The sequence below is a fragment of the Methylocystis sp. genome (assembly GCF_051062815.1).
In the GTDB taxonomy this organism is placed as follows: Bacteria; Pseudomonadota; Alphaproteobacteria; order Rhizobiales; family Beijerinckiaceae; genus Methylocystis.
The window spans coordinates 203177-226908 of the sequence record NZ_JBPFDU010000078.1 but is presented as its reverse complement, the minus strand read 5'-3'; the positions used below and the strand labels follow the sequence as shown (position 1 = coordinate 226908).

Sequence of the window (23732 nt, the reverse complement as noted above, 5' to 3'; positions counted from 1 at the left end):
GCTTGGACCCAGCTCCGGGCCGCGCCCTATGGTCCGAACCGTTTAGAGGAGCCTCGAAGCGCCCGCAAGCGCGGCGCGATCGCGCAACCATTAGAAATGCGCGGATTTCTGGCGCTCTTCATTAATCCGCCTATGCTAGGTGAGATCGATCGCACGACGAAACACGGGCCGAAGGGAAATGACCAAGACCATCCTCATCGTCGAGGATAACGAGCTCAATATGAAGCTCTTTAACGATCTCTTGGAAGCCAACGGCCATGCGACGCTGCAAACAAAGAGCGGCTTCGAAGCGATATCCCTCGCGCGCAATCACCGGCCGGATCTGATCCTGATGGACATCCAGCTGCCCGAGATCAGCGGCCTGGAAGTCACCCGCATGCTCAAGGAGGACGATAATCTGCGCGCCATTCCCGTCATCGCGATCACCGCCTTTGCGATGAAGGGCGACGAGGAAAAAATCCTTCAGGGCGGCTGCGAAGCCTATTTGTCGAAACCGATCTCCGTGGCGAAATTCCTAGAAACCGTGAATTCCTTTCTCGCAGATAAGCCCTGAGAGCTCTGTCGTCACATGAGCAAAGCGCGTTCGCGTCGTCAACGAACAACCGCGCGTCTTGCAGCCGTTATGACGGCTCTCGTTCAGTCCGGCGACGGCCTCCGGTCTGGAGTCGGGCGCAGACGACTTCATCGCCAGGCCCGTCGGTGGTCCAACCACGGCGGATCGGCGGCCCTCTTTGAGCGGGCTTGCAGGCGACGCGCGGCTGAACTATACAGCGCGCGACGACGTCAAGCCGTCCGGCCTCCCCCAAGAGGCGTCCGAATAGAACGGGGCCATAGCTCAGTTGGGAGAGCGCTTCAATGGCATTGAAGAGGTCGTCGGTTCGATTCCGTCTGGCTCCACCACTATCCTAGTTCGCTGTTTTAACGTGGCTTTTTCGAAGAACCAACGAAATGGTTCTCGACAATCCGGGACTTGGCCCTAGCCGAATCGCAAGAAGGCCTCGCAGCCTCTGAACCTGGCGGCCGGTCTCGGCGTGGGCAAATTGTTCTCGCGTCCAAAAAGGTGATCCGCGACGAAACCCCGGCGCGAGAGACCCGTTCAAAGACGCTCACCAAATGGACGAATTGGATCCGAAATGCGTTCTCAAAGATTGGGTTGGCGCTGATCTCGCGACAACGGCGCTGCCTGCCAGCGACATCGGTTGACGCCCATCGGCGCGCGCAGGGCGACACTTCCAAAGAAAAGGACATGCGAAATGAAATCACGACTATCCATTGCGACGATCATATCTTTGTTCTGCTCGGGTTGGGCCTTCGCTGAAGATGCGCCGGTGACATATCAATGCGAGGTTTCGGCTCAACAGAGCGACTCAAGCCAGTCCGCGCCATTTTCCATTGAGATAAGAGGCGCCGCGGTGAAGCTCAGCAACGTCAGCGCCCTCGATGGCAATTTTTCTCTCATTCGAAAGAATGACGCCTTTTACGTCTTTAAAAATAAGAAGAATCAGGGAGGCAACATCAACCGTTCCAACGGCGCAGTGGAATTATACGCCGTAAACGCCGCCTCCCATGAGATGACGGTCTCGATCAACGGCGCGTGTGTCGAACAGAAATAGACCCAGGATTTCGGGCCCCTCGAACACTTCTCCAAGATATCGACGCGATCGAGCGCCGGACGGCGCTGCAAGAACCCGTCCGGCATCGTGCTCCTCACCACGGCCTCCTCGCGCCAAGTCAGGCGCGACGCGTGAGCCAGGAAGCATATTCTCAATCTGATTTGCGATCGTCTCCTGAAGCTGCAAGGGAACCAATCCCAGTGCTGGCGGTTCTAGTTCCGTGTTCTCGGATCAGGCCATGCAAGGAAGACCGCAGGCGACATCCTACCTTCCTCAGCGGAGCTTGCCGCCGGAGTTCGAGGTGGGCTTTCACGTCAATGGCGTGGAACGCCGCGTAGTCCTGCGGCCGTGGACCACCCTGCTTGACGCCCTTCGTGAACATCTAGACCTCACCGGAACCAAGAAGGGTTGCGACCACGGTCAATGCGGCGCGTGCACGGTACTCATCGACGGGCGGCGCGTCCTTTCATGTCTCACGCTCGCCGTCATGAAGAACGGCGCCGAGATCACCACCATTGAGGGATTGGCGCAAAATGGCGAGCTGCATCCGCTTCAGGCCGCCTTCATTTCGCATGACGGTTTTCAATGCGGCTACTGCACGCCCGGACAGATCTGCTCGGCCGTGGGATTGATCGCCGAGGGCCGCGCCAAGACGAGCGATGAAATCAGAGAATTGATGAGCGGCAATATCTGTCGCTGCGGCTGCTATCCCAACATTCTCGCGGCGATCGAGGCGGTCATGCAAGGAGCGCAGACATGATCGATTTTGATTATGTCCGGGCGAACGACGTCGGCGACGCTCTTAGCCAGATCGCGAAACACCAGGCTGCGAAGTTCATTGCGGGCGGCACCAACCTCATCGATCTGATGAAGGAGGACGTCGAGCAACCGACCCGCTTAATCGACATCACAGGGCTGCCGCTTAACGAAATTCATGAGACGCAAACAGGGGGGCTGAAGATCGGCGCGCTTGTACCCAACAGCGACCTTGCCTACGACGAACGCATCACAAAGCGCTATCCCCTTCTCTCGAGCGCCATTCTTGCGGGAGCCTCGCCTCAACTGCGCAACATGGCGTCGACCGGCGGCAATTTATTGCAGCGAACGCGTTGTCTCTATTTTTACGACACCGCGACTCCCTGCAACAAGCGAAGTCCAGGGTCGGGCTGCGGGGCAGCGGAAGGGTTCAACCGCATGAATGCGATATTGGGTTGGAGCAAATCCTGTATCGCCGTGCACCCGTCGGATATGTGCGTCGCGCTTTCGGCGCTCGAGGCCGTGGTTCACGTGGCCGGCCCGAGGGGCGATCGCGCCATCAAATCCACCGATTTTCACCGTCTGCCGGGCGACACGCCCGAAATCGACACCAATCTCGCTCGCGATGAAATCATAACGGCGATCGAGCTGCCATCCGAGGAATTCCCTCGCAATTACAGCTATCTGAAAATCAGAGATCGGTTGTCCTACGCTTTCGCACTTGTTTCCGTCGCTGCTGCTCTGAGGATTGAAGCAGGCGCGATGACATGCGCGCGCGTCGCATTGGGCGGCGTCGCCCACAAGCCCTGGCGCGCGCCTGACGCCGAGCAGAGTCTCGTGGGCAAGCAGCCTGGCCGAAAGGCGTTCCTCGAAGCAGCCGATATCATCTTGCAGGGGGCTGTCGGCTTTGCCCATAATCGCTTCAAAATTGAACTTGCGCGGCGGGCGATCGTCCGCGCGCTTGAGCAGGCCGCCGCCGGAACGCCGCAGTCCCAGTCCGTGAAAGTGATCGTTTAGGTCGCGCTATGTCTCTCGGAACAAACAGTATCGGAAAGCCGGTCTCGCGAATTGACGGCCGGGTAAAGGTCACGGGGCGGGCGAAATACGCCGCTGAATTCAGCGCGCCCGACCTCGCATATGGCTTTGTGGTCTCAAGCGTGGTCGCCAAAGGCCGAATTCAAAGCATAGACCGAAGCGCGGCGCTGGCTGTGCCTGGCGTGATCGAAGTGTTTGCGCATGACAACAGGCCCTCCCTCCCCTCTTCGCATGAAAAATACACGGACCAAGTCGCCGCGCCGGGCTCGCCCTTCCGCCCGCTTTATAACGGTGAGATTTTGTTTTCGGGACAACCCGTGGCGCTCGTCGTCGCCGAGGAGCTCGAAATTGCGCGCTTTGCCGCGAGTCTTGTCGATATAAGATATGAAACCGAAGAGGCGGTCACCGATCTCGATACGCAGATCGACAAAGCTTTTGAGCCGCCGGAGAAGCGAGCGCCGGACTGGGATCCGCCCGCCCGCGGAGATGTCGACAGCGCCTTGTCGCGATCGCCCACGCATATTCGGAAGGAATATCGCACGCCGGTCGAACACCACAACCCGATGGAAACCTTTGCGAGCACGGCGGTTTGGGAGAAGGACGGCCGCCTCACGGTCTACGATAAAACGCAGGGCGCGCCCAATTGCCAGGAATATTTGTGCAGCGTGTTCGGCCTGGCCAAGGACAAGGTCCGGGTCTTGTCTCCCTATGTCGGCGGCGCCTTCGGAGTCGGTCTTAGGCCAAATTATCAGCTGTTCTTGGCGGCGCTCGCCGCCATTGGCCTCAAGCGATCGGTCAGGGTCACGCTGACGCGCCAGCAGATGTTCACGCTTGGCTATCGTCCGCAAACAATCCAGACGCTAACGCTGGGAGCGGAGAACGATGGACGATTGGTGGCCGTGAAGCATGATGCGATCGCCAATACGTCGCGCTTTGAAGACTACCAGGAGCCCACCGTCGTTTGGTCTGGCGCGCTTTATCCATCCGATCACTCGACGGTCACGTCGAGGCTTGCGCGGCTCGATCTCTTCACGCCTTGTGACATGCGGGCGCCCGGCGGCGCTGTCGGCATGTATGCGCTTGAAAGCGCCATGGACGAACTCAGCTATGCGGTTGGCGTCGATCCATTAGAACTTCGCCTCAAGAATTATTCCGAGAGGGATCAGAACAAAAACAGGCCTATTTCCAGCAAGGCGTTGAAGGACTGCTACCTTCAGGGCGCCGAGCGCTTCGGCTGGTCCAAGCGTCGGCCCGAGCCGCGTTTGATGCGCGAGGGGCGCGAACTGATCGGCTACGGAATGGCGACGGGGATCTGGTCAGCGTTTTTTGTGCCGACGAGCGCCAGGGCGATTCTCGCGCCTGACGGGACCTTGGAAATCGCCTGCGCCACGGCCGACATTGGCACCGGGACCTACACGATCCTGGCGCAGATTGGCGCTGAAATGCTCGGCCTTCCGCTCGACAAAGTCATTGTCAAAATTGGCGATTCCGATTTGCCGAGCGCTCCTGTCGAAGGCGGATCCTGGACGGCCGGCTCCGCCGGCTCAGCGGTGATGGAGGCATGTAACGGCATACGCAAAGAACTTCTCAAGCACGCCGGCGCGATCAATAACTCACCACTCCAGGGTGTCGACGTTGCGGATGTGACGATGGTCGACGGTCAAATCCGTGTGACGAGCGATCCCTCTCGCGCCGTGCCGCTGTCGGAAGTGCTACTCGGCCTCAACGAGCCCATTACGTCGGAAGTGTCGGCGGCGCCAGATGAGCGCGCCTTGGAAGAATATTCGCATTATGCGCATTCGGCGGTGTTTGCCGAAGTGAGGCTCGATGAGGAGCTTGGCATGCTGCGCGTCGCGCGCGTGGTCAGCGCGGTCGCCGCGGGCCGCATTTTGAATCCCAAAACGGCCAGGAGTCAGATCCTTGGCGCCGTCGTCGGCGGCATCGGCATGGCGCTTCACGAAGAGACGGTGATCGATCATCGCTACGGTCGGTTCATGAATCATAGTCTCGCCGAATACCATGTGCCGGTGCATGCCGACGTGCACGCCATCGACGTTATTTTTGTCGACGAGCAGGAGCATCGTTTAAACCCGCTCGGCGTGAAGGGCGTCGGCGAAATCGGCATCGTCGGCACGGCCGCCGCGATCGCCAATGCAGTCTTCCACGCCACCGGCGTGCGAGTCCGCGATCTTCCAATCACCATCGATAAGCTGCTCGAGCTGAGGCAGCCCACGAACGACCACGCGGCGTAAATGAATTATGTCCCAGACCCCTGCCAGCCGAGAGACGCACTCACCAGCGCCCGCAGATGGCTGGAGGAATTCGGACAAGCGGCGCTGGCGACCGTCGTCTCCACCTGGGGCTCCTCACCCGTGCCGGTCGGCGGCCAAATGGCGATCGGTCCAGGCGGACAATTCGAGGGCTCTGTCTCCGGCGGTTGCGTCGAAGTGGACGTGATTACCGAAGCGGCGGACGTTCTGGCGCGCGACAGGCCAAAGCTGCTAGAGTTCGGAGTCGGAGAGGAACTGGCGTGGAAGGCCGGCCTGCCCTGCGGCGGCGCGATCAGCATCTACGTCGAGCCGCTGCGTCGTGAGCGAGATTCGGCTTTTCTGGAGAGGGTGTTTTCAGCGCGCCGCGCGCGGACGTCGCTTGCCGTGCTCACGACTCTTGCGACCGCCGAGCGGCGCCTATTCGACGCCAGGGAGCCGATGCCGGCCGAGATCGCCCAATGCCTCAATTCGAGCGAGAGCCGGCTTCTCTCTCTTGGCGATGATCCGGTCTTCTTGCACGCACTCACCCCGCCAGTTCGCCTGGTCATTGTCGGCGCGACGCATGTCGGCCAGGTGCTCGCTGATCTGACGAACCGCATTGGTTTCGACGTCGTCGTCGTCGACCCGCGCGCCGCATTTGCGAGCGCCGACCGCCTCGGCGATTTCAAAAGTCTCACCGACTGGCCTGAAACCTCGCTGAAGACCTTGGGGCTCGACCCAAGGACGGCAGTCGTCACCCTGACCCACGCCGCCGCGATTGACGATGAAGCGCTCACCGAGGCGCTGCGCTCGCACTGCCTGTATATTGGCGCCCTGGGCTCGACACGGACGCACGCCAAGCGGTTGCAACGTCTCGCCGCCGCAGGATTCAACGATGCGGATCTCGCGCGCATCAGCGCCCCGGTCGGACTGCCAATTGGCGCGAAGGGACCAGCCGAGATCGCCGTCTCGATTCTCGCCGAAATCGTCAAGGTCGCGCGCGAAACGAGGCAAGCTTGAATATTGCAGCTGTGCTCTTGGCTGCCGGCGCCTCAAAGCGGTTCGGGGAGAACAACAAGCTTCTCTCTGACCTCGGCGGAAAGCCGCTCATCCGCAGGGTGGCCGAAGCAATCGTCTACAGCGGCGTCGAAGTTGTTGTCGTTACCGGCTGCGATCGCCTGCAGATCGAAAGAGCTCTCGAAGGCTTACCGCTGCGATTTGCACACAATTTGAACTGGGAAAGCGGCATGGGATCGTCGATCGCCGTCGGCGTAATGGCGCTCAGCCAACAAACACAAGGGGCGTTTGTGATCCTGGGCGATCTGCCCTTTTTGACATCGGATCTGATCAAAGACCTGACGGCTGTCTTTATGGAGAGCCGGGGAGCTTTGATCACTTATCCAACGACGTCCAAGGGCAAGCAGCGCAACCCGGTCTTGTGGCCCCGACGATTCTTCCCTTCGCTGGCGGCGCTCTCTGGGTCGTCGGGCGCCAAGCAATTGCTGCAGAACTGCGAGGATTCTCAAAAGCAGGCTGCGCACGTCCTCGACGAAGGCGCTTTTATCGACGTTGATATGCCTGCGGATTTGGAAGCCGCCCGTTCGCGATGGAACACTGCGAATCCCTAAGGCCTTTTACGCAGCGCAGAATTCGTCATGCGAGGGCCGCTTGTCACTGCGCACGCGACGATGGAAAAAGCAGCCGCGCGACTGCATGCCTCAAGAGCTGTGCGACCTTGATGTGTGTGGTTCAAGGAATATGATGCAACATAAGCGGCCATCAAGCGATTGACGTTCGGGAAGCGCTCCGACGCAAGAGGCTTCCGGCCGCGCCGAAACTGCAGGCCAAGCCATGCCGTATGAGTTCTATTATTGGCCCGGCATCCAGGGGCGTGGGGAATTCGTCAGACTCGCGCTGGAAGAAGCCGGCGCGCGCTACATTGATATGGCGCGTGAGCCAAACGCCGAGGCGACGCTTATAGCCTTCCTCGAACGGACCGACCTCGCCCATCCGTCATTCGCACCGCCGTTCTTGAAAGACGGACAGGTGCTCGTTGGACAGACCGCCGCAATATTGCTTTATCTCGGCGATCGTCACGGTCTCGCTCCGAAAGATCCGGCGCGCAGGCTTTGGGTTCACCAAATTCAATTGACGATCGCTGATTTGGTCGGCGAGGCTCACGACACACATCACCCTTTGGGCGGCGATTTGTACTATGAGGAGCAAAAACCCGAGGCCTCACGCAGAGCGAAGTGGTTCCGCGAGGAACGGATACAAAAATATCTTGATTGGTTCGAAACGATTCTCGCACGCAATCCCGCCAGCGACTCGCATCTCGTCGGCGATGCCTTAAGCTACGCAGATATCTCCCTGTTCCAGGTCGTCGAAGGCTTGCTCTATGCGTTTCCCAAGACAACGAAAGCCGTTCTCGCCGAGTCGCCGCGCGTGTCCGCTCTTCGTATGATGATCGCGCAACGCCCGCGCATTCGCGCATACCTCGATAGCGATCGCCGGGTGAAATTCAATGAGCAAGGGATATTTCGTCACTATGCTGAACTCGATGGCTGATCAGCGAGATCCGTCCTTACACGGATCTTAGATTGATCGGCTCGCCCTATATTGTCATCTTGTCCGGCGTCACAGTTCGGGTTCGGTTTGCTTCTTGGAGAGATGTTGATGGGCGGATTAGCCTTGATCCTCGATACGCAGCTTTCGGCGAGCGCCTCCAACGCCTTGAGCGATCGTCTTTTTGCAACCCGCAGGCTTTCGATCGAACTTGCGGCTCCACTCAGCGCCGAAGACATGGTCGTCCAAGCGATGGAAGACGCCAGTCCGACCAAATGGCATCTCGCTCATACAAGCTGGTTTTTCGAGACCTTTGTCTTGACGCCCTATCTGACTGGCTATCCCCTGTTCGACGAGGCGTTCAACTATTGTTTCAACTCCTACTATGAGCACCAGGGCCCCCGGCAGCCAAGGCCAAAGCGGGGACTTCTCACTCGGCCGTCGCTCGATCGGGTTCTCGCCTATCGGCAGCATGTCGACCTGGCGTTGGCGCAGCTCCTTGCTGATCAACCCGACGCGCCGCCAGCCTTGATCCATACACTCGAGGTCGGAATTCATCACGAGCAGCAGCATCAAGAACTGATGCTCACAGACATCCTCTCTCTTTTCGCTGCAAATCCCCTCAGGCCAGCCTACCGCCCGACCCAGCCGCGCTCCATTCCAGCGCTAAGCGAACCGCCACGCTGGATTGATTTTGCCGGCGGCGTCTACCAGATCGGCCACGAGGGAAAAGAGTTCGCTTGGGACAATGAGGAGCCTCGCCATGATGTGCTCCTCCGCCCATTTCGGCTTGCGGACCGTCTGGTCACAAACAGAGAATGGTTGGAGTTCGTCGACGACGGCGGCTACGAAACGGCGACCCTGTGGCTGTCCGACGGCTGGGCCGCGGTCACGCACGAGAACTGGCGTGCGCCACTCTATTGGGAGTCTCGTGACGGTGAGTGGTTTGAAATGTCGCTCGAAGGACTACAGCCGCTAAGCCTCGATGCGCCGGTTGCGCATGTGAGCTACTATGAAGCCGACGCTTTTGCGCGCTGGTCCGGCAAGCGATTGCCGACCGAATTCGAATGGGAGGTCGCGGCGGCCACAGCGCCCAAGCAGGGAAATTTTCTTGGAACGGCTGCATTGCGTCCGCGACCCGCCGAAACCGAACCAAATGGATCGCCTCGTCAGATGTTCGGCGACGTCTGGGAATGGACCCAGAGCGCCTATCTGCCCTATCCGGGCTATCGCGCCCCTGAAGGAGCGCTGGGAGAATACAACGGCAAGTTCATGGTTGGTCAGCACGTATTGCGCGGCGGCTCCTGTGTAACCCCACAAGATCACGTCCGCCCGAGCTATCGCAACTTCTTTTATCCGCATCAGCGTTGGCAGTTTTTGGGACTACGCCTCGCTTCGGAGATTGCCTGATGTCAGAGGCGACGGAACGCTCAGCGCCGCTCGTGCGGCAAGCGGACGACTTCTCCGTTAGCGTGCTCGAGGGCCTGTCCCGGCCAAAGAAGAGTCTTCCCTGTCGCTTCTTTTATGACGCTAAAGGCAGCGCGCTTTTCGAAGACATTACGCGCCAGCCCGAGTACTATCCCACAAGAGTCGAGCTTGGGATTCTCACAGCCAATGCGATGCAGATGCTCGAGGGAGCGCTCGGAGAGACGGTTCTCGTCGAATTCGGCTCGGGTTCGAGCATCAAAACGGAAATCCTGCTCGGACACATGCGGCGTCTACACGCCTATGTGCCGATCGATATTTCGGAGAGCGCTCTTACAGATGCTCGAGAGCGGCTGACGGCTCGATATTCCGGGCTCAACATTCAGCTGCTCTTGGCTGATTTTTCGCATCCGATCGAGCTTCCTCCCGAACTGGCGCCACGGCCTAAGCTGGGATTTTTCCCTGGGTCGACGATCGGCAATTTCGTCCCCGCGGAGGCGACGCGGTTGCTACGAGCGATGCGAGAGACACTTTCGCCGCGCGGAAAGCTGATCATCGGCGTCGATCTGAAAAAGGACGTTCGCCAGCTTGTTGCAGCTTACGATGACGCCAATGGCGTCACCGCCGCATTCAATCTGAATCTTCTAGCGCGCATCAATCGTGAGCTCGATGCGACGTTCGATCTTCAAGCGTTTCGCCATGCGGCGACCTACGAGCCCTTCGAAGGACGCATTGAAATGCATCTCGTCAGTGTGAAGGATCAGGACGTCTGGGTCGCAGGAAGAAAAATACGCTTCCGAGCAGCGGAGACGATTCACACTGAGAGCGCTTACAAATACACGATCGAGGAGTTCCATCTGATAGCGCAGGCGGCGGGTTGGACCCCTCTGCGCGTGTGGAAAGATGACCTAAGCTTGTTCAGCGTACATGAATTGGTCGCGCCTTGAGCGGAGTGCGACCCAGCCGGGACCAGCTGAATGACTGCGACCAGGATGAGCGAAGCAGAGCGAAACGCTTGGCCAGCATTGCCTTACTTCGCCTGGCGAGAGACCTATACGACTCTGCATCTTTGGACTCAGATCGTCGGTAAGATCCGGTTGTCGCTGACTCCCTGGCAAAACCACTCCTGGCACGTCGCGCTTTATGTGACGACGCGTGGCCTCACGACGTCGCCGATCCCATATAGCGCAAGGGTTTTTCAGATTGATTTTGATTTTATAGACCACGTGCTGCGTATAACGACGAGCGATGGCGGAGAACGTCAAATGCAGCTCCGACCTCAAACTGTCGCCGACTTTTACGCGGATCTTTGCAGCACGCTCGAGGAGTTGGACATTTTTGTCCATATCAATAAGCATCCCAACGAGATGCCTGATGCGCTTCCCTTCACCAAGGACCGGATTCATGCTGACTACGATCCTGCTTATGCAAACTGCTTTTGGAGATTGCTTGTACAAGCCGATCGCGTATTCAAACTCTTTCGCACGGGCTTCGTTGGCAAGGCCAGCCCTGTGCATTTTTTCTGGGGCAGTTTTGACTTGGCGGTGACGAGGTTTTCCGGTCGCCGTGCGCCGCGCCATCCGGGTGGCGTTCCAAATCTTGCAGACGCCGTTGTGCGCGAAGCTTACTCGCATGAGGTGAGCAGCGCGGGCTTCTGGCCTGGCGGCGGCTCGATCGAATTCCCCGCTTTTTATTCCTACGCCTATCCCGCGCCGCCGGGATTCGATCGCGCGCCGGTTGCACCGGACGGCGCATTTTTTAGCGAAGATCTCAAGGAATTCATCCTGCCCTATGACATCGTGCGCAAAGCCAAGCATCCAGATGAGACGCTCCTTCGCTTTTTGCAGAGCACATATGAGGCGGCCGCCGACGCCGGCGGATGGGACCGCGCCGCGCTCGAATGTCCGTTAGGAAACGTCGGCGTCCCGCGTCCAGTTCAAGGATAAGGTCGTCGACCGGTCAATTTGCGCGCGACTCTCTTTCTCACTCAGATCTCGGAGCACGGCGCGGTCCCCGCTTGGCGACGCCGCGGCGTCTCGGCCCTCGACAGACCAAGGCTTTGCGCTAGATTTTGCTTTATTCACAGATTCATTGGTTCAGCAACTGATGGAGAACTTAAATGCGGCATTCTCTTCCACGCAGGCTTCTGGCTGAATTTCTTGGGACTTTTTGGCTCGTGTTCGGCGGTTGCGGCAGCGCGGTGATTTCCGCCAGCTTTCCACAGCTCGGCATTGGCTTCCTCGGCGTGGCGCTAGCCTTCGGGCTCACGGTGCTGACGGGCGCTTACGCTTTCGGCCCCATATCCGGCGGGCATTTCAATCCAGCGGTGACGCTCGGCGTCGCGACGGCCGGCCGCTTCTCCTGGAAGGAGGTCGGACCGTTTTGGGTGGTGCAGCTTCTCGGGGCGACATTTGCGGCTTTCGTGCTGCTCAAGATCGCGCAGGGCAACATTGATTTTTCGGTCGCGAGCGGCTTTGCCGCTAACGGCTATGACGAACATTCACCCAATGGCTACACATGGCAGTCTGGCCTGCTTGCCGAAATCGTGCTGACGGCGTTTTTTCTGCTCGTCATCCTGGGCACAACGGAAGGTCGCGCGCCAGTCGGCTTCGCGCCCATCGCCATCGGATTGGCGCTGGCGCTAATCCATCTGGTCGACATCCCCATCACCAACGCTTCCGTGAACCCTGCGCGTTCGACAAGCCAAGCGCTCTTCGTCGGCGGCTGGGCGCTCGAACAACTTTGGCTGTTCTGGGTCGCCCCGCTCGCCGGCGCCGTCATCGGGGGACTCATTCATCGCTTCACCCTCGCTGATGACTGAGTGACACGAAGCGCCACGATCGTTGCGCGAAAAGCAGCTGCTTCTAGATGCATTCAGTGGACGCTCGGCTTCGCCGTAGCGTCCCTGACACACTTCTTCGTGAAGCTCGTCCGAGCTGCGCCTGCCAGCTTCTTTTCAGCCGCAGCGGCGTCGCAGGCGCTTGCAGCGGCGTCTCTGTCGCACTTTCTCATGAAACTTTTCAGCGCTGCGCCGTGCAGCTTCTTTTCCGTCGCCTGCGCGGCGCAGTCGGGGCCAGCTGGCGTTGTTTGAGCGAAAGCAGGAGCCGAGATCAAAGCGCCAGCGACGCATATACCGGCAATCAAAATTCTTACCGACATGTTGTCCTCCCGTAGCTTCGGCGAAGAGACCAAGTTAGCATGATGGCGACGCGATCTGCTGACATGGCCTGAGCCCAAGACACTAGGCGTCAAGAATGTCAGCGCTCCATGAGCGCATGATCGGCGTCGCTGTCTTCGCGCGCTCGCGCTTCCGCTAAAGAGAACGGCCTGTCCCTTTCCAGCCCCTCCAACAGATCGCGCAACCGATCGGGAAGCGGCTCTCGAAGAACGTCGTCGTACGTTTGCCGTAGCAATTCGCCGATTTCATCGCCGACCTTTTTGCCATGCATAGGGGACCGACGCATGTTACGCCTCCACTCGTCCACAGCGGACGTGAGAGCGTCGACTTAGGTTGCGGCCACAATGTGAGCGACGCTCCCCGGCGTGCCTGCAACAGGCGATTTGTAAAATTTATGGTAAATTAGACACACCACATCCTGCTCAATCGGCCCGCCATCGGTCTTCGGCAGCGGCAGCCGTTCGCATGGCGCCCTTGTCAGCATTGAAGGCAAAGCGAATTTTGACCGCTGGTCAAAAAGCTGAGCTCGAGTAGGCGCTTTCAATATCGATCATTTTGGCGCTATCTTTGCGCGACCAGCGCAGAGCGCTTGTTTTCTCTCTCGGAGGATCGCGTATGTGTCAGGCGTGTGGCTTTGCCGATATCGTCCATGGAAGCAAAATGCGCCGCAGAGCCTTTGTCTTTGGCGCCGCCACGGCGGGAGCGCTGACGGTCGTCGCAAACGCGCACGCGCAGAGCCGTAAATCTCAGTCGAAACAAGCTAAGCAGAGTAGTGCGCCGCCCAAGCCTGAGAATGTGATGACTCCGGACGACGCGTTGGCGCGCCTGATGGAAGGAAATAAGCGATATCAGCAAGGCATGGCGCGACGGCACGACTTCGTCGCGGAGCGCGAGGCGCTCGTCGGCGGACAAAATCCTTACGCCGCGATTCTCAGCTGTGCGGATTCGCGGATCGCGCCGGAATACGCGTTTGACAGTTCGCGCGGAGATCTCTTCGTCGTTCGCGTCGCCGGCAATTTCGCCAACCCGGACAATATTGCGAGCATGGAATATGCCGTCGAGGTCCTAAAGACGCCTCTCATCCTGGTGCTCTGTCACGAAGCCTGCGGCGCTGTTAGATCCGCAATTTCCTCAATCCAGGACCATACGACTTTGCCTGGCCACCTTCCCTCGCTCGTCGCTGCTCTGGCCCCGGCCGTCAAAGCAGTCGCTGGCCGTCCAGGCGATCAGTTAGAAAACGCGACGATGGAAAACGCCCGTCTTGGCGTTGAGACGTTGAAGACCGCAACGCCTTTGCTGAGCGCCGCTTTCAATGAAAAACGCTTCAAAATCGCGAGCGGAATTTACCGGCTCGGCGACGGTCGGGTCGATCTGTTTGCGTGAGGCTGAGGAGCTGACGCTGGCTTGTCGGCGCGGTTACAAAACCTAAGTCGATCGGCGGCGCAAGAACGTCAGTCGAGCGCGAAGGCTACCGCGCCTGCTATCAAGCGAGTATCCGCCGATCGATCTGCGCAACAGAAGCGACGCCCGTCAGAGTCATCGCCACGCGCATTTCCCTGGCGAAAATCTCGAGCATATTCTCGACGCCCGCCTGTCCGGCCGCGGCCAGCGCAAAGGCGGCGGCCCGGCCGAGCAGGACGCCCTTTGCGCCGAGCGCCAGCATACGCACCACGTCCAGTCCGGATCGAACGCCTGAATCGACAAATACTTCAAGATCGCTTCCGACGGCGTCGGCGATTGGGGACAAGGCTTTGACTGTCGACAGCGCCCCATCGAGCTGCCGTCCGCCGTGATTGGAGACGATGATCCCATTCGCGCCGAACCGCACGGCGTCCCGCGCGTCCTCAGGGTCCAATATGCCTTTGAGGATCAAGGGCCCTTTCCAGAAATCGCGGATCCATTCCAGGTCCGACCAGCTGATCGACGGGTCAATGTTTTTTCCAAGCCAGCCGATGTAATCCTGCAGTCCGGTCGTCTTGCCGAGATAATCTGAGATATTGCCGAGATCGTGCGGTCGTCCGCGGATCCCGACGTCAAAGGCCCAAGCGGGTTTTGTTATCGCCTGCAGTATTCGCCGCGGCATGGCGTAGGGTCCTGACAGCCCGGAATGGGCGTCGCGGTAGCGCGATCCATGCACGGGCAAGTCTACCGTAAACACAAGTTTTTCTATGCCTGCGCGCTGGGCGCGCTCCAACATCGACTGCATGAATCCACGGTCTTTGAGCACGTAGAGCTGGAACCAGATGGTTCCTGCGCTGCATTGCGACGCAACTTCTTCGAGCGAACAGACCGAGAGCGTCGATAACACGTAAGGAACGCCCTTCTTCGCCGCAGCTTTGGCCGCCTGGACCTCGCCTCGACGGGCAAACATCCCGCTCAGCCCGACCGGCGCCAGGATCACGGGAAGCTCGGAAGGCTGACCGAACCACTCCGTCGCCAGACTGAGGTCGGAAACGTTCTTCAGCACGCGCTGTCTGAGGTTCACGGCTCTCAAATCAGCGACATTGGCCTGCAGGGTGTCTTCGGCGTTCGCCCCGCCGTCGATATAATCAAAGAGGAAGCGCGGCAGCTTTCGCCGTGCGGCCTTTCGATAATCCGAAGCTGACGAAACGATCATTCGATTCTCCAAAGGCTCGTCGGGCGCCGGAACGAGGGCGCGCGTCCGCGCTTGAACGCACAGGCGCGCCGAGGCTCACGGCCTGCGCCTTTGATCGCAGCAGCGCGGCGCATCGTCAAACCGGTCTTTCGTCTCGGGACGCTTGCCGCTTCGTCACAGCTCAAGAGCGTTCGCCTGCAAGCTGGCCTGGTATCAAAATGGTTGGATTAGCAACACACGGCGCGCGGCGCGACGGCGGCGTGGCGCTGGGCGTGATCCATGAGAAGGTTTTGGACAAAGCCCAGCTTCTCTTTCACGACCGGCGAAATCACGAAGGGATAGATATCTGGCTGCCCCATCGATCGGTTGATGTTGTTCAACGCGAACGAAATGTCGAGCCAACTGTCGATCATCTCATTTATGTCGGGATAGCCATAGGGGTCAAAGTCGACCCGCGCCGGAGAACCGTCATTCCGCCGCACAACGAGTCCAGCGCTGCGACCCGTTTCAAGCGTGTCGACGATATGGAGATAATGCGCGAAGGTTTCCGCGAAATCTTCCCACGCGTGACAAGAGGCGTAGGCGCTTATGTGCTTCTGTCGCCAGTCGGCTGGGGGACCTTCATCATAATGTCTCTGCAGAGAGCTGGCGTAATCTTGCCGCTCGTCGCCAAAGAGCTCTCGAAACGGCCTAAGATGTTCGGAGCGCGGCACGATGCGATCCCAATAATAGTGGCCGATCTCATGCCTGAAATGCCCGAGCAACGTACGATAGGGCTCACCCATATCGTCGCGCATTTTTTCCCGGACCGGATCGTCCGCTTCCTTCAAGGCGATTGTAATCAGGCCCGAGCTATGGCCCGTTAGCACCGGCCTTTGCGATGGCTCCTCCGCCAAAAAATCAAAGACGAGCGGCTCGCCGTCGTTCTCGGAAGCCGTTGGCGCAGGAAGATTCAGTCTGATCAGGCTATAAAAGAGCCGCCGTTTGGCGGCTTCGATTTTTTGCCACGCGGCGTGGCGCTTCTCGTCCGACAAGTCGGGCACGGTTCGATTGTGCTGGCAGGCGAGGCAATATTCCGAAGGGCCGCCCTTCTCCACCATCCAATTACATCCGTGCAGCTCCCAGTTCTTGCAGAAGCGATATTCGCGGGTTCCGTCAGCGAACGCGCGCCATCCATCACCGACGGGTTCGACAGCGGTCATCTCGCCGTGCGTCGGCAAATAGCCGAGCGTGCGCCCGCAACTTTCGCATTTGGCGTTCTCGAAAAGTATGCTCTGGCGGCAAACCTGGCATCGAAAGGCTTTCATGGAGGATCTTTTCCAAACCGCGTTTGGCGCCTTAACTGCGCTGCAGGCGGAATGTTCCTGGTCAAGCAGAGCGGTGATCGCTGGGGAGCCTCGGTCTTCCGGAGCATCCTATACCGGCGCCAGTTGAATGCGCAGCCCCTATTCACCCGCTAGGCTTATTGCCGCAATTTCGGACAAAGCCGCCATTTTGGCGGCTCTTCAGATTGACACTGCGCGGCGCGGCCCCGCTAAACTCTCAGCCATGGCCATGCGCCAATTCGTAAGAGAATGGCGCTGAAATGAGACGCTGATTAACGTGTCGATCCAGATCGCACTTCACCATATCACCCACTACAAATATGACCGCCCGGTCGCGCTCGGTCCGCAGATCATCCGCCTGCGCCCGGCTCCGCATTGCCGCACGAAAATCTTGAGCTACTCGCTCAAGATCGCGCCTTCGGAAAATTTCATAAACTGGCAGCAGGACCCCCACGGCAATTGGCTGGCGCGTCTGGTGTTCCCCGATAGCGCGAGTGAATTTAAGATTCAGGTCGACCTGCTGGCGGATCTCGCCGTCTATAATCCATTCGATTTCTTCATCGAACCTTATGCCGAAGAATTTTCGTTCGCTTATCCCGACGAACAGAAAATTGAGCTTGCCGCCTATCTTAAACCCGAAGACGTCGGGCCTCTGACGGAAGAATTCGTCCGAAGCCTTCCGCGGCAAAAAATGCGGACAATTGATTTTCTCGTCGAACTTAATGCGCGGCTGCACCGCGATATTCGCTACGTCATCCGGATGGAGCCTGGCGTGCAAGCGCCGGAAGAGACTCTCGCGCTGGGGACGGGATCGTGCCGCGACTCCGCTTGGCTTCTCGTGCAGATCTTGCGCAAGCTCGGTCTCGCGGCGCGTTTCGTCTCCGGCTACCTCATCCAGTTAAAGGCCGATGTCGATCCTATTGAAGGCCCGAAGGGAACCGATCATGACTTCACCGATCTGCACGCCTGGGCAGAAGTTTTTCTGCCCGGCGCTGGTTGGATCGGTCTTGACGCGACGTCGGGACTGTTCTGTGGCGAAGGTCATCTGCCGCTATGCAGCGCGCCGCACTATCGCTCCGCCGCGCCTCTGTCGGGCCTCGTAGAGCCCGCCCAAGTCGAATTCGGTTTCGAGATGCGCGTCGATCGCATCAATGAGGCGCCGCGCATCACAGCGCCTTTTTCGGACGACGCATGGCGCCGGCTCGACGAGTTGGGCGAGAAGGTCGACGCCGACCTCGGCGCGCTGGACGTTCGCCTCACCATGGGCGGCGAGCCGACGTTCGTCTCGATCGACGATTTCGAATCCCCCGAGTGGAACACGGCCGCGACCGGCCCTACCAAGCGCGACCGAGCGGACGACCTCATACGCCGGCTGCGCAATCGCTTTGCGCCAAACGGGTTTCTGCATTACGGCCAGGGCAAATGGTATCCGGGCGAAAGTCTGCCGCGCTGGGCGTTTGGGCTTTACTGGCGCCGGGACGGCAAGCCGATTTGGTCGCAGCCGCAACTGATCGCCGAGATCGCGGAGCCGAAAGGCGCGACCACGGCGGAAGCGGAAGTCTTTGTGCAGGATCTAGCCGAGCGTCTCGGGGTGGGCGCCGAACATGCTTTGCCGGCCTACGAAGATCCCGCGCATTGGATGGTCAAGGAGAGCGTCCTCCCGATCAATGTCGATCCCTCCGATCCCAAGATCGACGATGCGGAGGAACGCTCGCGCATGATGCGGGTGTTCGAGCGCGGCCTGAGCAGGCCGACGGGTTTCGTCCTGCCGATTCAGCGCTGGAACGCGCGCGCCGAGTCCCAGTCGCGCTGGACATCGGAGAAGTGGACGCTGCGTCGAGGAAAGCTGTTCTTGGCGCCGGGCGATTCGCCTATCGGACTGCGTCTCCCGGTTGCATCCTTGCCCAAGCTGCCCGAAGGCGAATATCCGTTCATCTATCCGCAGGATCCCTTCGCGCCCCGCGAGCCGCTGCCCGAACCCGGTCATTTTCGCCGCATTCAAGGCGGCGGGGCGACGTCCGGCGGTCACGCGCGCCAGGACGTGCACGAACAGTCTATTGTCGAAGGGGCCGTGCGCACCGCCTTCACCATCGAACCACGAGACGGAAATCTCTGCGTGTTCATGCCGCCGGTCGAAACGCTCGAGGATTATCTCGAGCTGCTCGAGGCGGTGGAAGAGAGCGCCAAAGCGACCGGGCTGCCGCTCTATATCGAAGGCTATCCGCCGCCCGACGACCCGCGCCTCGAAGTGATCAAGGTGACGCCTGATCCTGGCGTCATCGAGGTCAATATTCACCCGGCCGCCACATGGCGAGAGGCCGTCGAAACGACGACCGCGCTCTATGAGGACGCGCGGCAAGCACGGTTGACGACCGCCAAATTTATGATCGACGGACGGCAGATCGGCTCCGGCGGCGGCAATCATGTCGTGCTTGGGGGCAAAACGCCAGCCGACTCGCCCTTCCTGCGCCGGCCCGACCTGTTGAAGAGCCTTGTGCTTTATTGGCAGCGGCATCCCTCGCTATCCTATCTGTTCTCCGGACTGTTCATCGGTCCCACCAGCCAGTCGCCCCGCGTTGACGAGGCGCGGCATGACTCGCTGTATGAGCTGGAGATCGCACTGGCGCAGGTGCCGTCTCCCGGAGAGGGCTATGTGCCGCCGTGGCTCGTCGACCGGCTGTTCCGCAATCTGCTGGTCGATGTCGGCGGCAACACCCATCGCGCCGAAATCTGCATCGACAAGCTCTATTCGCCCGACGGACCGACCGGGCGTCTCGGGCTGGTCGAATTCCGCGCTTTCGAAATGCCTCCCGACGCCCGAATGAGTCTGGCGCAGCAGCTGTTGCTTCGCGCGCTCGTCGCCTGGTTCTGGCGGGAGCCGCAGCACGGCGATCTGGTGCGCTGGGGGACGGCGCTGCACGACAAATTCATGCTACCGCATTTCGTATGGCAGGACTTCCTCGGCGTTATCGATGATCTGCGCCGCGCCGGCTACGCCTTCGAGCCGGAATGGTTCGAGGCGCAGCGCGAGTTCCGCTTCCCGCTCGCCGGAAGCGTCGAGCACGGCGGCGTTCATTTGGAAATCCGCGGCGCGCTCGAACCCTGGCATGTGATGGGCGAGGAAGGCGCGAACGGAGCCACGGTGCGCTACGTCGACTCATCGCTTGAGCGCCTGCAGGTCAAAGCGAAGGGTCTCGTTCCGGGCCGACACATCATCGCCTGCAACGGACGCCGCGTGCCGATGACCGGCGTTGGAGTCCCCGGCGAGGCGGTGGCGGGCGTCCGGTTCAAGGCCTGGCAGCCGCCCTCCGGCCTGCATCCGACGCTGCCGGTCCATGCGCCATTGACCTTCGACGTCATCGACTGCTGGAGCAAGCGTTCACTGGGCGGTTGCGTATATCACGCGACGCACCCCGGGGGCCGCAATTACGACGCCTTCCCCGTCAATAGTAACGAAGCTGAAGCGCGGTGCTTGGCGCGATTTCAGGATCATGGGCACACGCCCGGGCCTGTCGATCCGCCGCGTGAGGAGCCGGGCCAAGAGTTTCCGCTGACGCTGGATCTACGGAGGAGCATTGTCCGCTGAGCGCCCGATTGAAACGGACAAGGCGTCGCAGCGCGTTGCCGCCTGGATCGCTCAATATGCGCCGACGCGCGACGCGCCGGATGAGCTTCTCGACCCAGATGGACGGCCGCGCGCGCACTGGCTCCAATTCCTCGACTCGCTCGCCGCATTCGGCGATATCGGTCTTGAGCAACGCTTCGCCGCGGCTGGCCGCCGCATCGACGACATGGGAATTTCCTACCGGGTTCATGGAGAAGCCAAGGAGCGCAGTTGGCCGTTAGGGCGTTTGCCGCTTCTGATCCCGGAATCAGAGTGGCGCGATATTGCGGCGGGCGTTGCACAGCGCGCCGAGCTTCTCGACCAGATCCTGCATGACGTTTACGGCGAGGCGCGCCTTGTCGCTGAGGGCGTCCTGCCGGCTGCAGCCATCACCGGGTCGCCGGACTTCATTCGACCGATGCGCGGAGTCTCGCCGCCCGGCGGACGTTGGCTTCGCTTTTACGCCGCCGATATCGGGCGCGGGCCCGATGGCGCCTGGCGGGTGCTCGGCGATCGCGCGCAGGCGCCTTCGGGAGCTGGTTACGCTTTAGAAAATCGGATGATTCTGTCGCGCGCTCTGCCGAGTCTCTATCGAGACATGAACGTCGAGCGCCTCGCGCCGTTTTTCCGAGAATTCCGCGCGAGCATCTCCCGCGCCGCGCAACGCGTTGATCCGCGCATCTGCCTGCTGACGCCTGGCCCTTGGAGCGAGACCTATTCCGAACAGGTGCATCTCGCCCGATATCTCGGCCTTACGCTGGTCGAAGGCGAAGATCTCGTGATGAGCGACGGCAAGCTGCATGTGCGCACCATCGCCGGCTTGAAGCGCGCCGATGCGATTTGGCGTCGCGTCGACGCTGACTGGTGCGACCCGCTGGAGCAGAACGCCGCGTCGCGTCTGGGCGTCGCCGGGATGTTTGAAGCCATCCGTCGCGGCGCCGTTGTCGTCGCGAACATGCCCGGCGCGGGGCTCATCGAGTCGCGCGCGCTCATGAGCTTCTTGCCGGAGCTGTCTGAACGCGTGCTCGGCGCGGGCCTCAAACTTCCCAATGTCGCGACGTGGTGGTGCGGACGCGAAAGCGAACGCAATCAGGTTGTCGAGGCCTTGAGCGACTATGCGATCAGCGGGGCGTTCAGCGACAGGCTCCCGGGATTTGGCGAACGTCGCGAGGCGCTCGGCCATGCGCTTTCCAGCGAGGAACGCGCGCGGCTGACCGACGCCATAAATCAGCGCTGCGTCGACTATGTCGCTCAGGAACCGGTCAAGCTCTCCACGACGCCGGCTTGGACCGACCGCAGGCTGACGCCGAGACCTTTCGCCTTGCGCGTGTTCGCCGCCGCGACGACTGACGGTTGGACGGTGATGCCCGGCGGATTCTGCCGAGTCTCCAACCGGCTTAATGCGCGCGCCGTGTCGATGGACGCCGGCGCGCAATCGAGCGACGTCTGGGTGTTGACGAGCCGTCCGATCGAATGGTCGACGCTGCTGCCTTCCGACGAGAATCCTCCGATCGTGCGCGCGCTCGGCAATCTGCCGAGCCGCGCCGCCGATAATCTTTTCTGGATGGGACGCTATCTCGAGCGCGCCGAAGCGACGTTGCGCGTCGTACGGTCGCTCGGAGCGCGGCTGGGCGAACTCCAGCACATCGATCTGCAAGGGCGCCAGTCGATCGAACGGCTTGCGCGACTGCTGCTCGCCTGGGGCGCCGCGCCCGAAGACATGCCGGATATGGACCCGACGCAGATCGCATGGGCGGCGGCCGCAGGCGCCGACAATTACGGTTCGGCGCTCTCTGTCGTGCGCTATGCAAGACGCGCAGCCTCGATCGTGCGCGAGCGCTTGTCCCAAGATATCTGGCACCTCGTCGGACGCATCGAAACGCGTCTGACGCGCGCCGGCGCCGGCGCGATAACCGAGCCCGAGGCGCTCGAGATTGTGGAGCGTTCGCTCCATACGCTGGCGGCTTTGTCCGGACTGATCGACGAAAATTTCAACCGCGTCGCCGGCTGGAGTTTTGTTGATCTTGGCCGGAGAATCGAACGCGCCATCGGGACGTGCCGCTTCGCCCGACAGTTTGCCGGCGACGATGCGACGGTCGAGACGTTGGACGCTCTGCTCGATCTACTCGATTCGCAGATCACCTATCGCTCCCGCTACATCGCCGGCGCCGCGCTGGCGCCCGTCCTCGACATGGCCATGCTCGATCCGTTCAATCCGCGATCCGTCCTCTTCCAGGCGATGCGTATCGACGAACATCTCGCGGCGCTGCCGAATCTGCGCGACGATGGAGTCATGGAGCCGCCGCGGCGACTCTCCGTCAAGCTGCGCGCCGAGCTCGAGTCGGAAGATGCGCGCCGCTTGGACGCCTCGATCATTCTTGCGTTTGAGCAACGCCTGATGTCGCTCGCCGACAAAATCGCCGAGCGCTATTTCACGCATGACGCCGATGGCGCAGCAAATTCTCAGCCGTCGCGGATCGCGTGATTTACGATATCGCCCATCGCACGATCTACAAATATGACGCGCCGGTCGCTTCGGCGCGCTGCGCCATGCGCCTGGTCCCGCGAAACGATCGCGGCCAAACACTGCTGTCCCATCGTATCGAGCTGACGCCATCAGCCGAAATCCTCAATGAAAGAATCGACTTTCACGGAAACCGGGTCTGCGAAGCGCGCATCCTCAAGCCCCACACGAAGCTGCAGATCGCCCTTGCGGCGCGCGTCGCCGTCGAACGGGCGCCGCCGCCTGCTCCGGCCCTGACCCCGGCATGGGAAATCGTGAGGAACGCCGCCTACGCGTCCGACTCGCTCGCCGCGTCCTCTCCCGCCCATTACATTTATGCAAGCCGCTTTGCGCCGCTGTTCGACGCGGCGACGCATTATGCGCGCGAAAGCCTTTCGCCCGGGCGGCCGATCCTCGAAGGCGCAATCGAACTGACCCAGCGCATCCACGCCGACTTCGCCTATGATCCGGATGCGACGCATATTGCGACGCCGATCGCGCAGGCGTTCGAACGGCGCCGCGGAGTCTGCCAGGATTTCGCGCATATCATGATCGCGGCTTTACGCGGTGTCGGATTGGCGGCGTCCTATGTAAGCGGCTATCTTCGCACCTTCGCCGCTCCAGGCCAGGCGCGGCTGGAAGGCGCCGATTCAACCCACGCGTGGGTTTCTGTCTGGTGCGGGCCGGAATTTGGCTTCTTCGACCTTGATCCGACGAACGCCCTTGTCGTCGGAAACGACCATATCGCTATCGCCATCGGACGCGACTATGCGGATGTTTCGCCGATCGACGGCGTGATTATCGGCGCCGGCGATCAAGATTTGGATGTCAGCGTCGACGTCAAGGAAGCGACGATTTAGGGGAGGACGGCCTTACGCTGTCT

General features: G+C 60.5%; 20 protein-coding genes and 1 tRNA gene. 17 read left to right on the top strand and 4 right to left on the bottom strand.

What is annotated here, in order from left to right; translation table 11 throughout:
• Nucleotides 1-178 precede the first annotated feature (178 nt).
• The 13 genes from ACR65W_RS15650 (at nucleotide 179) to aqpZ (ending at nucleotide 12464) form a co-directional block, all read left to right on the top strand.
• Complete coding sequence (locus ACR65W_RS15650) at nucleotides 179-553, top strand: response regulator (RefSeq protein WP_434500802.1); 375 nt, start codon at nucleotides 179-181, stop codon at nucleotides 551-553.
• A gap of 271 nt (nucleotides 554-824) precedes the next feature.
• Nucleotides 825-900: transfer RNA gene (locus ACR65W_RS15645), tRNA-Ala, on the top strand.
• A 353-nt stretch (nucleotides 901-1253) separates the two neighbouring features.
• Nucleotides 1254-1613, top strand: a complete 360-nt coding sequence (locus ACR65W_RS15640) for a hypothetical protein (RefSeq protein WP_434500801.1) — start codon at nucleotides 1254-1256, stop codon at nucleotides 1611-1613.
• A 238-nt stretch (nucleotides 1614-1851) separates the two neighbouring features.
• Nucleotides 1852-2373, top strand: a complete 522-nt coding sequence (locus tag ACR65W_RS15635) for a (2Fe-2S)-binding protein (protein WP_434500800.1) — start codon at nucleotides 1852-1854, stop codon at nucleotides 2371-2373.
• The gene (locus ACR65W_RS15630; protein WP_434500799.1) at nucleotides 2370-3386 is read left to right on the top strand and encodes an FAD binding domain-containing protein; all 1017 of its coding nucleotides are present in this window, start codon (nucleotides 2370-2372) and stop codon (nucleotides 3384-3386) included. The genes ACR65W_RS15635 and ACR65W_RS15630 overlap by 4 nt, the downstream gene beginning before the upstream one ends.
• 8 nt (nucleotides 3387-3394) lie before the next feature.
• Nucleotides 3395-5656, top strand: a complete 2262-nt coding sequence (locus tag ACR65W_RS15625) for a xanthine dehydrogenase family protein molybdopterin-binding subunit (protein WP_434500798.1) — start codon at nucleotides 3395-3397, stop codon at nucleotides 5654-5656.
• Nucleotides 5657-6673 carry an XdhC family protein gene (locus ACR65W_RS15620; protein WP_434500797.1) on the top strand — a complete coding sequence of 339 codons (1017 nt, stop codon included), beginning with the start codon at nucleotides 5657-5659 and terminating at the stop codon, nucleotides 6671-6673.
• Nucleotides 6670-7281 carry a nucleotidyltransferase family protein gene (locus ACR65W_RS15615; RefSeq protein WP_434500796.1) on the top strand — a complete coding sequence of 204 codons (612 nt, stop codon included), beginning with the start codon at nucleotides 6670-6672 and terminating at the stop codon, nucleotides 7279-7281. Before ACR65W_RS15620 ends, ACR65W_RS15615 begins: the two co-directional genes overlap by 4 nt.
• A gap of 223 nt (nucleotides 7282-7504) precedes the next feature.
• Entirely contained in the window at nucleotides 7505-8221 is a 717-nt protein-coding gene (locus ACR65W_RS15610) for a glutathione S-transferase (RefSeq protein WP_434500795.1), read from the top strand.
• Between the two features lie 102 nt (nucleotides 8222-8323).
• Nucleotides 8324-9628, top strand: a complete 1305-nt coding sequence (gene egtB, locus ACR65W_RS15605; protein ID WP_434500794.1) for an ergothioneine biosynthesis protein EgtB — start codon at nucleotides 8324-8326, stop codon at nucleotides 9626-9628.
• The gene (gene egtD, locus ACR65W_RS15600; RefSeq protein ID WP_434500793.1) at nucleotides 9628-10590 is read left to right on the top strand and encodes an L-histidine N(alpha)-methyltransferase; all 963 of its coding nucleotides are present in this window, start codon (nucleotides 9628-9630) and stop codon (nucleotides 10588-10590) included. Before egtB ends, egtD begins: the two co-directional genes overlap by 1 nt.
• Before the next feature lie 30 nt (nucleotides 10591-10620).
• Nucleotides 10621-11589: a DUF5996 family protein gene (locus ACR65W_RS15595; protein ID WP_434500792.1), complete on the top strand. Its 969-nt coding sequence runs from the start codon at nucleotides 10621-10623 to the stop codon at nucleotides 11587-11589.
• 173 nt (nucleotides 11590-11762) lie between these two features.
• Nucleotides 11763-12464 carry an aquaporin Z gene (gene aqpZ / locus ACR65W_RS15590; protein WP_434500791.1) on the top strand — a complete coding sequence of 234 codons (702 nt, stop codon included), beginning with the start codon at nucleotides 11763-11765 and terminating at the stop codon, nucleotides 12462-12464.
• 53 nt (nucleotides 12465-12517) lie between these two features.
• On the opposite strand, the gene ACR65W_RS15585 is transcribed toward aqpZ, so the two are convergent.
• Nucleotides 12518-12802: a PsiF family protein gene (locus tag ACR65W_RS15585; protein ID WP_434500790.1), complete on the bottom strand. Its 285-nt coding sequence runs from the start codon at nucleotides 12800-12802 to the stop codon at nucleotides 12518-12520.
• Nucleotides 12803-12900: 98 nt separating this feature from the next.
• Entirely contained in the window at nucleotides 12901-13107 is a 207-nt protein-coding gene (locus ACR65W_RS15580; protein ID WP_434500789.1) for a NepR family anti-sigma factor, read from the bottom strand.
• 329 nt (nucleotides 13108-13436) lie between these two features.
• Between ACR65W_RS15580 and ACR65W_RS15575 the strand changes: the two genes are divergently transcribed.
• A complete protein-coding gene (locus ACR65W_RS15575) occupies nucleotides 13437-14204 on the top strand; it encodes a carbonic anhydrase (protein WP_434500788.1) in 768 nt (255 codons plus the stop codon).
• Nucleotides 14205-14304: 100 nt separating this feature from the next.
• Here ACR65W_RS15575 and lldD read toward each other — a convergent pair whose 3' ends face one another.
• Together lldD and ACR65W_RS15565 are read right to left on the bottom strand one after the other, a co-directional pair.
• The gene (gene lldD / locus ACR65W_RS15570; protein WP_434500787.1) at nucleotides 14305-15438 is read right to left on the bottom strand and encodes an FMN-dependent L-lactate dehydrogenase LldD; all 1134 of its coding nucleotides are present in this window, start codon (nucleotides 15436-15438) and stop codon (nucleotides 14305-14307) included.
• Nucleotides 15439-15644: 206 nt separating this feature from the next.
• On the bottom strand, nucleotides 15645-16724 hold the full coding sequence (locus tag ACR65W_RS15565) for a zinc-binding metallopeptidase family protein (protein ID WP_434500786.1): 1080 nt from the start codon (nucleotides 16722-16724) through the stop codon (nucleotides 15645-15647).
• 295 nt (nucleotides 16725-17019) lie between these two features.
• Here ACR65W_RS15565 and ACR65W_RS15560 point away from each other — a divergent pair, with 295 nt between their 5' ends.
• The 3 genes from ACR65W_RS15560 to ACR65W_RS15550 are packed head-to-tail and all read left to right on the top strand — an operon-like array spanning nucleotide 17020 to nucleotide 23709.
• Nucleotides 17020-20328, top strand: a complete 3309-nt coding sequence (locus ACR65W_RS15560; protein WP_434500785.1) for a DUF2126 domain-containing protein — start codon at nucleotides 17020-17022, stop codon at nucleotides 20326-20328.
• Nucleotides 20318-22831 carry a circularly permuted type 2 ATP-grasp protein gene (locus ACR65W_RS15555; protein ID WP_434500784.1) on the top strand — a complete coding sequence of 838 codons (2514 nt, stop codon included), beginning with the start codon at nucleotides 20318-20320 and terminating at the stop codon, nucleotides 22829-22831. Before ACR65W_RS15560 ends, ACR65W_RS15555 begins: the two co-directional genes overlap by 11 nt.
• Nucleotides 22828-23709 (top strand): transglutaminase family protein, encoded by an 882-nt coding sequence (locus tag ACR65W_RS15550; RefSeq protein ID WP_434500783.1) that lies wholly within the window; start codon nucleotides 22828-22830, stop codon nucleotides 23707-23709. The genes ACR65W_RS15555 and ACR65W_RS15550 overlap by 4 nt, the downstream gene beginning before the upstream one ends.
• Nucleotides 23710-23732 lie beyond the last annotated feature (23 nt).

Coding starts and splice junctions, on each gene's coding strand:
- lldD (WP_434500787.1), bottom strand. CDS start 15,438: ATGATCGTTTCGTCAGCTTCGGATTATCGAAAGGCCGCACGGCGAAAG.
- ACR65W_RS15635 (WP_434500800.1), top strand. CDS start 1,852: ATGCAAGGAAGACCGCAGGCGACATCCTACCTTCCTCAGCGGAGCTTG.
- ACR65W_RS15585 (WP_434500790.1), bottom strand. CDS start 12,802: ATGTCGGTAAGAATTTTGATTGCCGGTATATGCGTCGCTGGCGCTTTG.
- aqpZ (WP_434500791.1), top strand. CDS start 11,763: ATGCGGCATTCTCTTCCACGCAGGCTTCTGGCTGAATTTCTTGGGACT.
- egtB (WP_434500794.1), top strand. CDS start 8,324: ATGTTGATGGGCGGATTAGCCTTGATCCTCGATACGCAGCTTTCGGCG.
- egtD (WP_434500793.1), top strand. CDS start 9,628: ATGTCAGAGGCGACGGAACGCTCAGCGCCGCTCGTGCGGCAAGCGGAC.
- ACR65W_RS15630 (WP_434500799.1), top strand. CDS start 2,370: ATGATCGATTTTGATTATGTCCGGGCGAACGACGTCGGCGACGCTCTT.
- ACR65W_RS15625 (WP_434500798.1), top strand. CDS start 3,395: ATGTCTCTCGGAACAAACAGTATCGGAAAGCCGGTCTCGCGAATTGAC.
- ACR65W_RS15580 (WP_434500789.1), bottom strand. CDS start 13,107: ATGCGTCGGTCCCCTATGCATGGCAAAAAGGTCGGCGATGAAATCGGC.
- ACR65W_RS15595 (WP_434500792.1), top strand. CDS start 10,621: ATGACTGCGACCAGGATGAGCGAAGCAGAGCGAAACGCTTGGCCAGCA.
- ACR65W_RS15640 (WP_434500801.1), top strand. CDS start 1,254: ATGAAATCACGACTATCCATTGCGACGATCATATCTTTGTTCTGCTCG.
- ACR65W_RS15650 (WP_434500802.1), top strand. CDS start 179: ATGACCAAGACCATCCTCATCGTCGAGGATAACGAGCTCAATATGAAG.
- ACR65W_RS15610 (WP_434500795.1), top strand. CDS start 7,505: ATGCCGTATGAGTTCTATTATTGGCCCGGCATCCAGGGGCGTGGGGAA.
- ACR65W_RS15565 (WP_434500786.1), bottom strand. CDS start 16,724: ATGAAAGCCTTTCGATGCCAGGTTTGCCGCCAGAGCATACTTTTCGAG.
- ACR65W_RS15620 (WP_434500797.1), top strand. CDS start 5,657: ATGAATTATGTCCCAGACCCCTGCCAGCCGAGAGACGCACTCACCAGC.
- ACR65W_RS15575 (WP_434500788.1), top strand. CDS start 13,437: ATGTGTCAGGCGTGTGGCTTTGCCGATATCGTCCATGGAAGCAAAATG.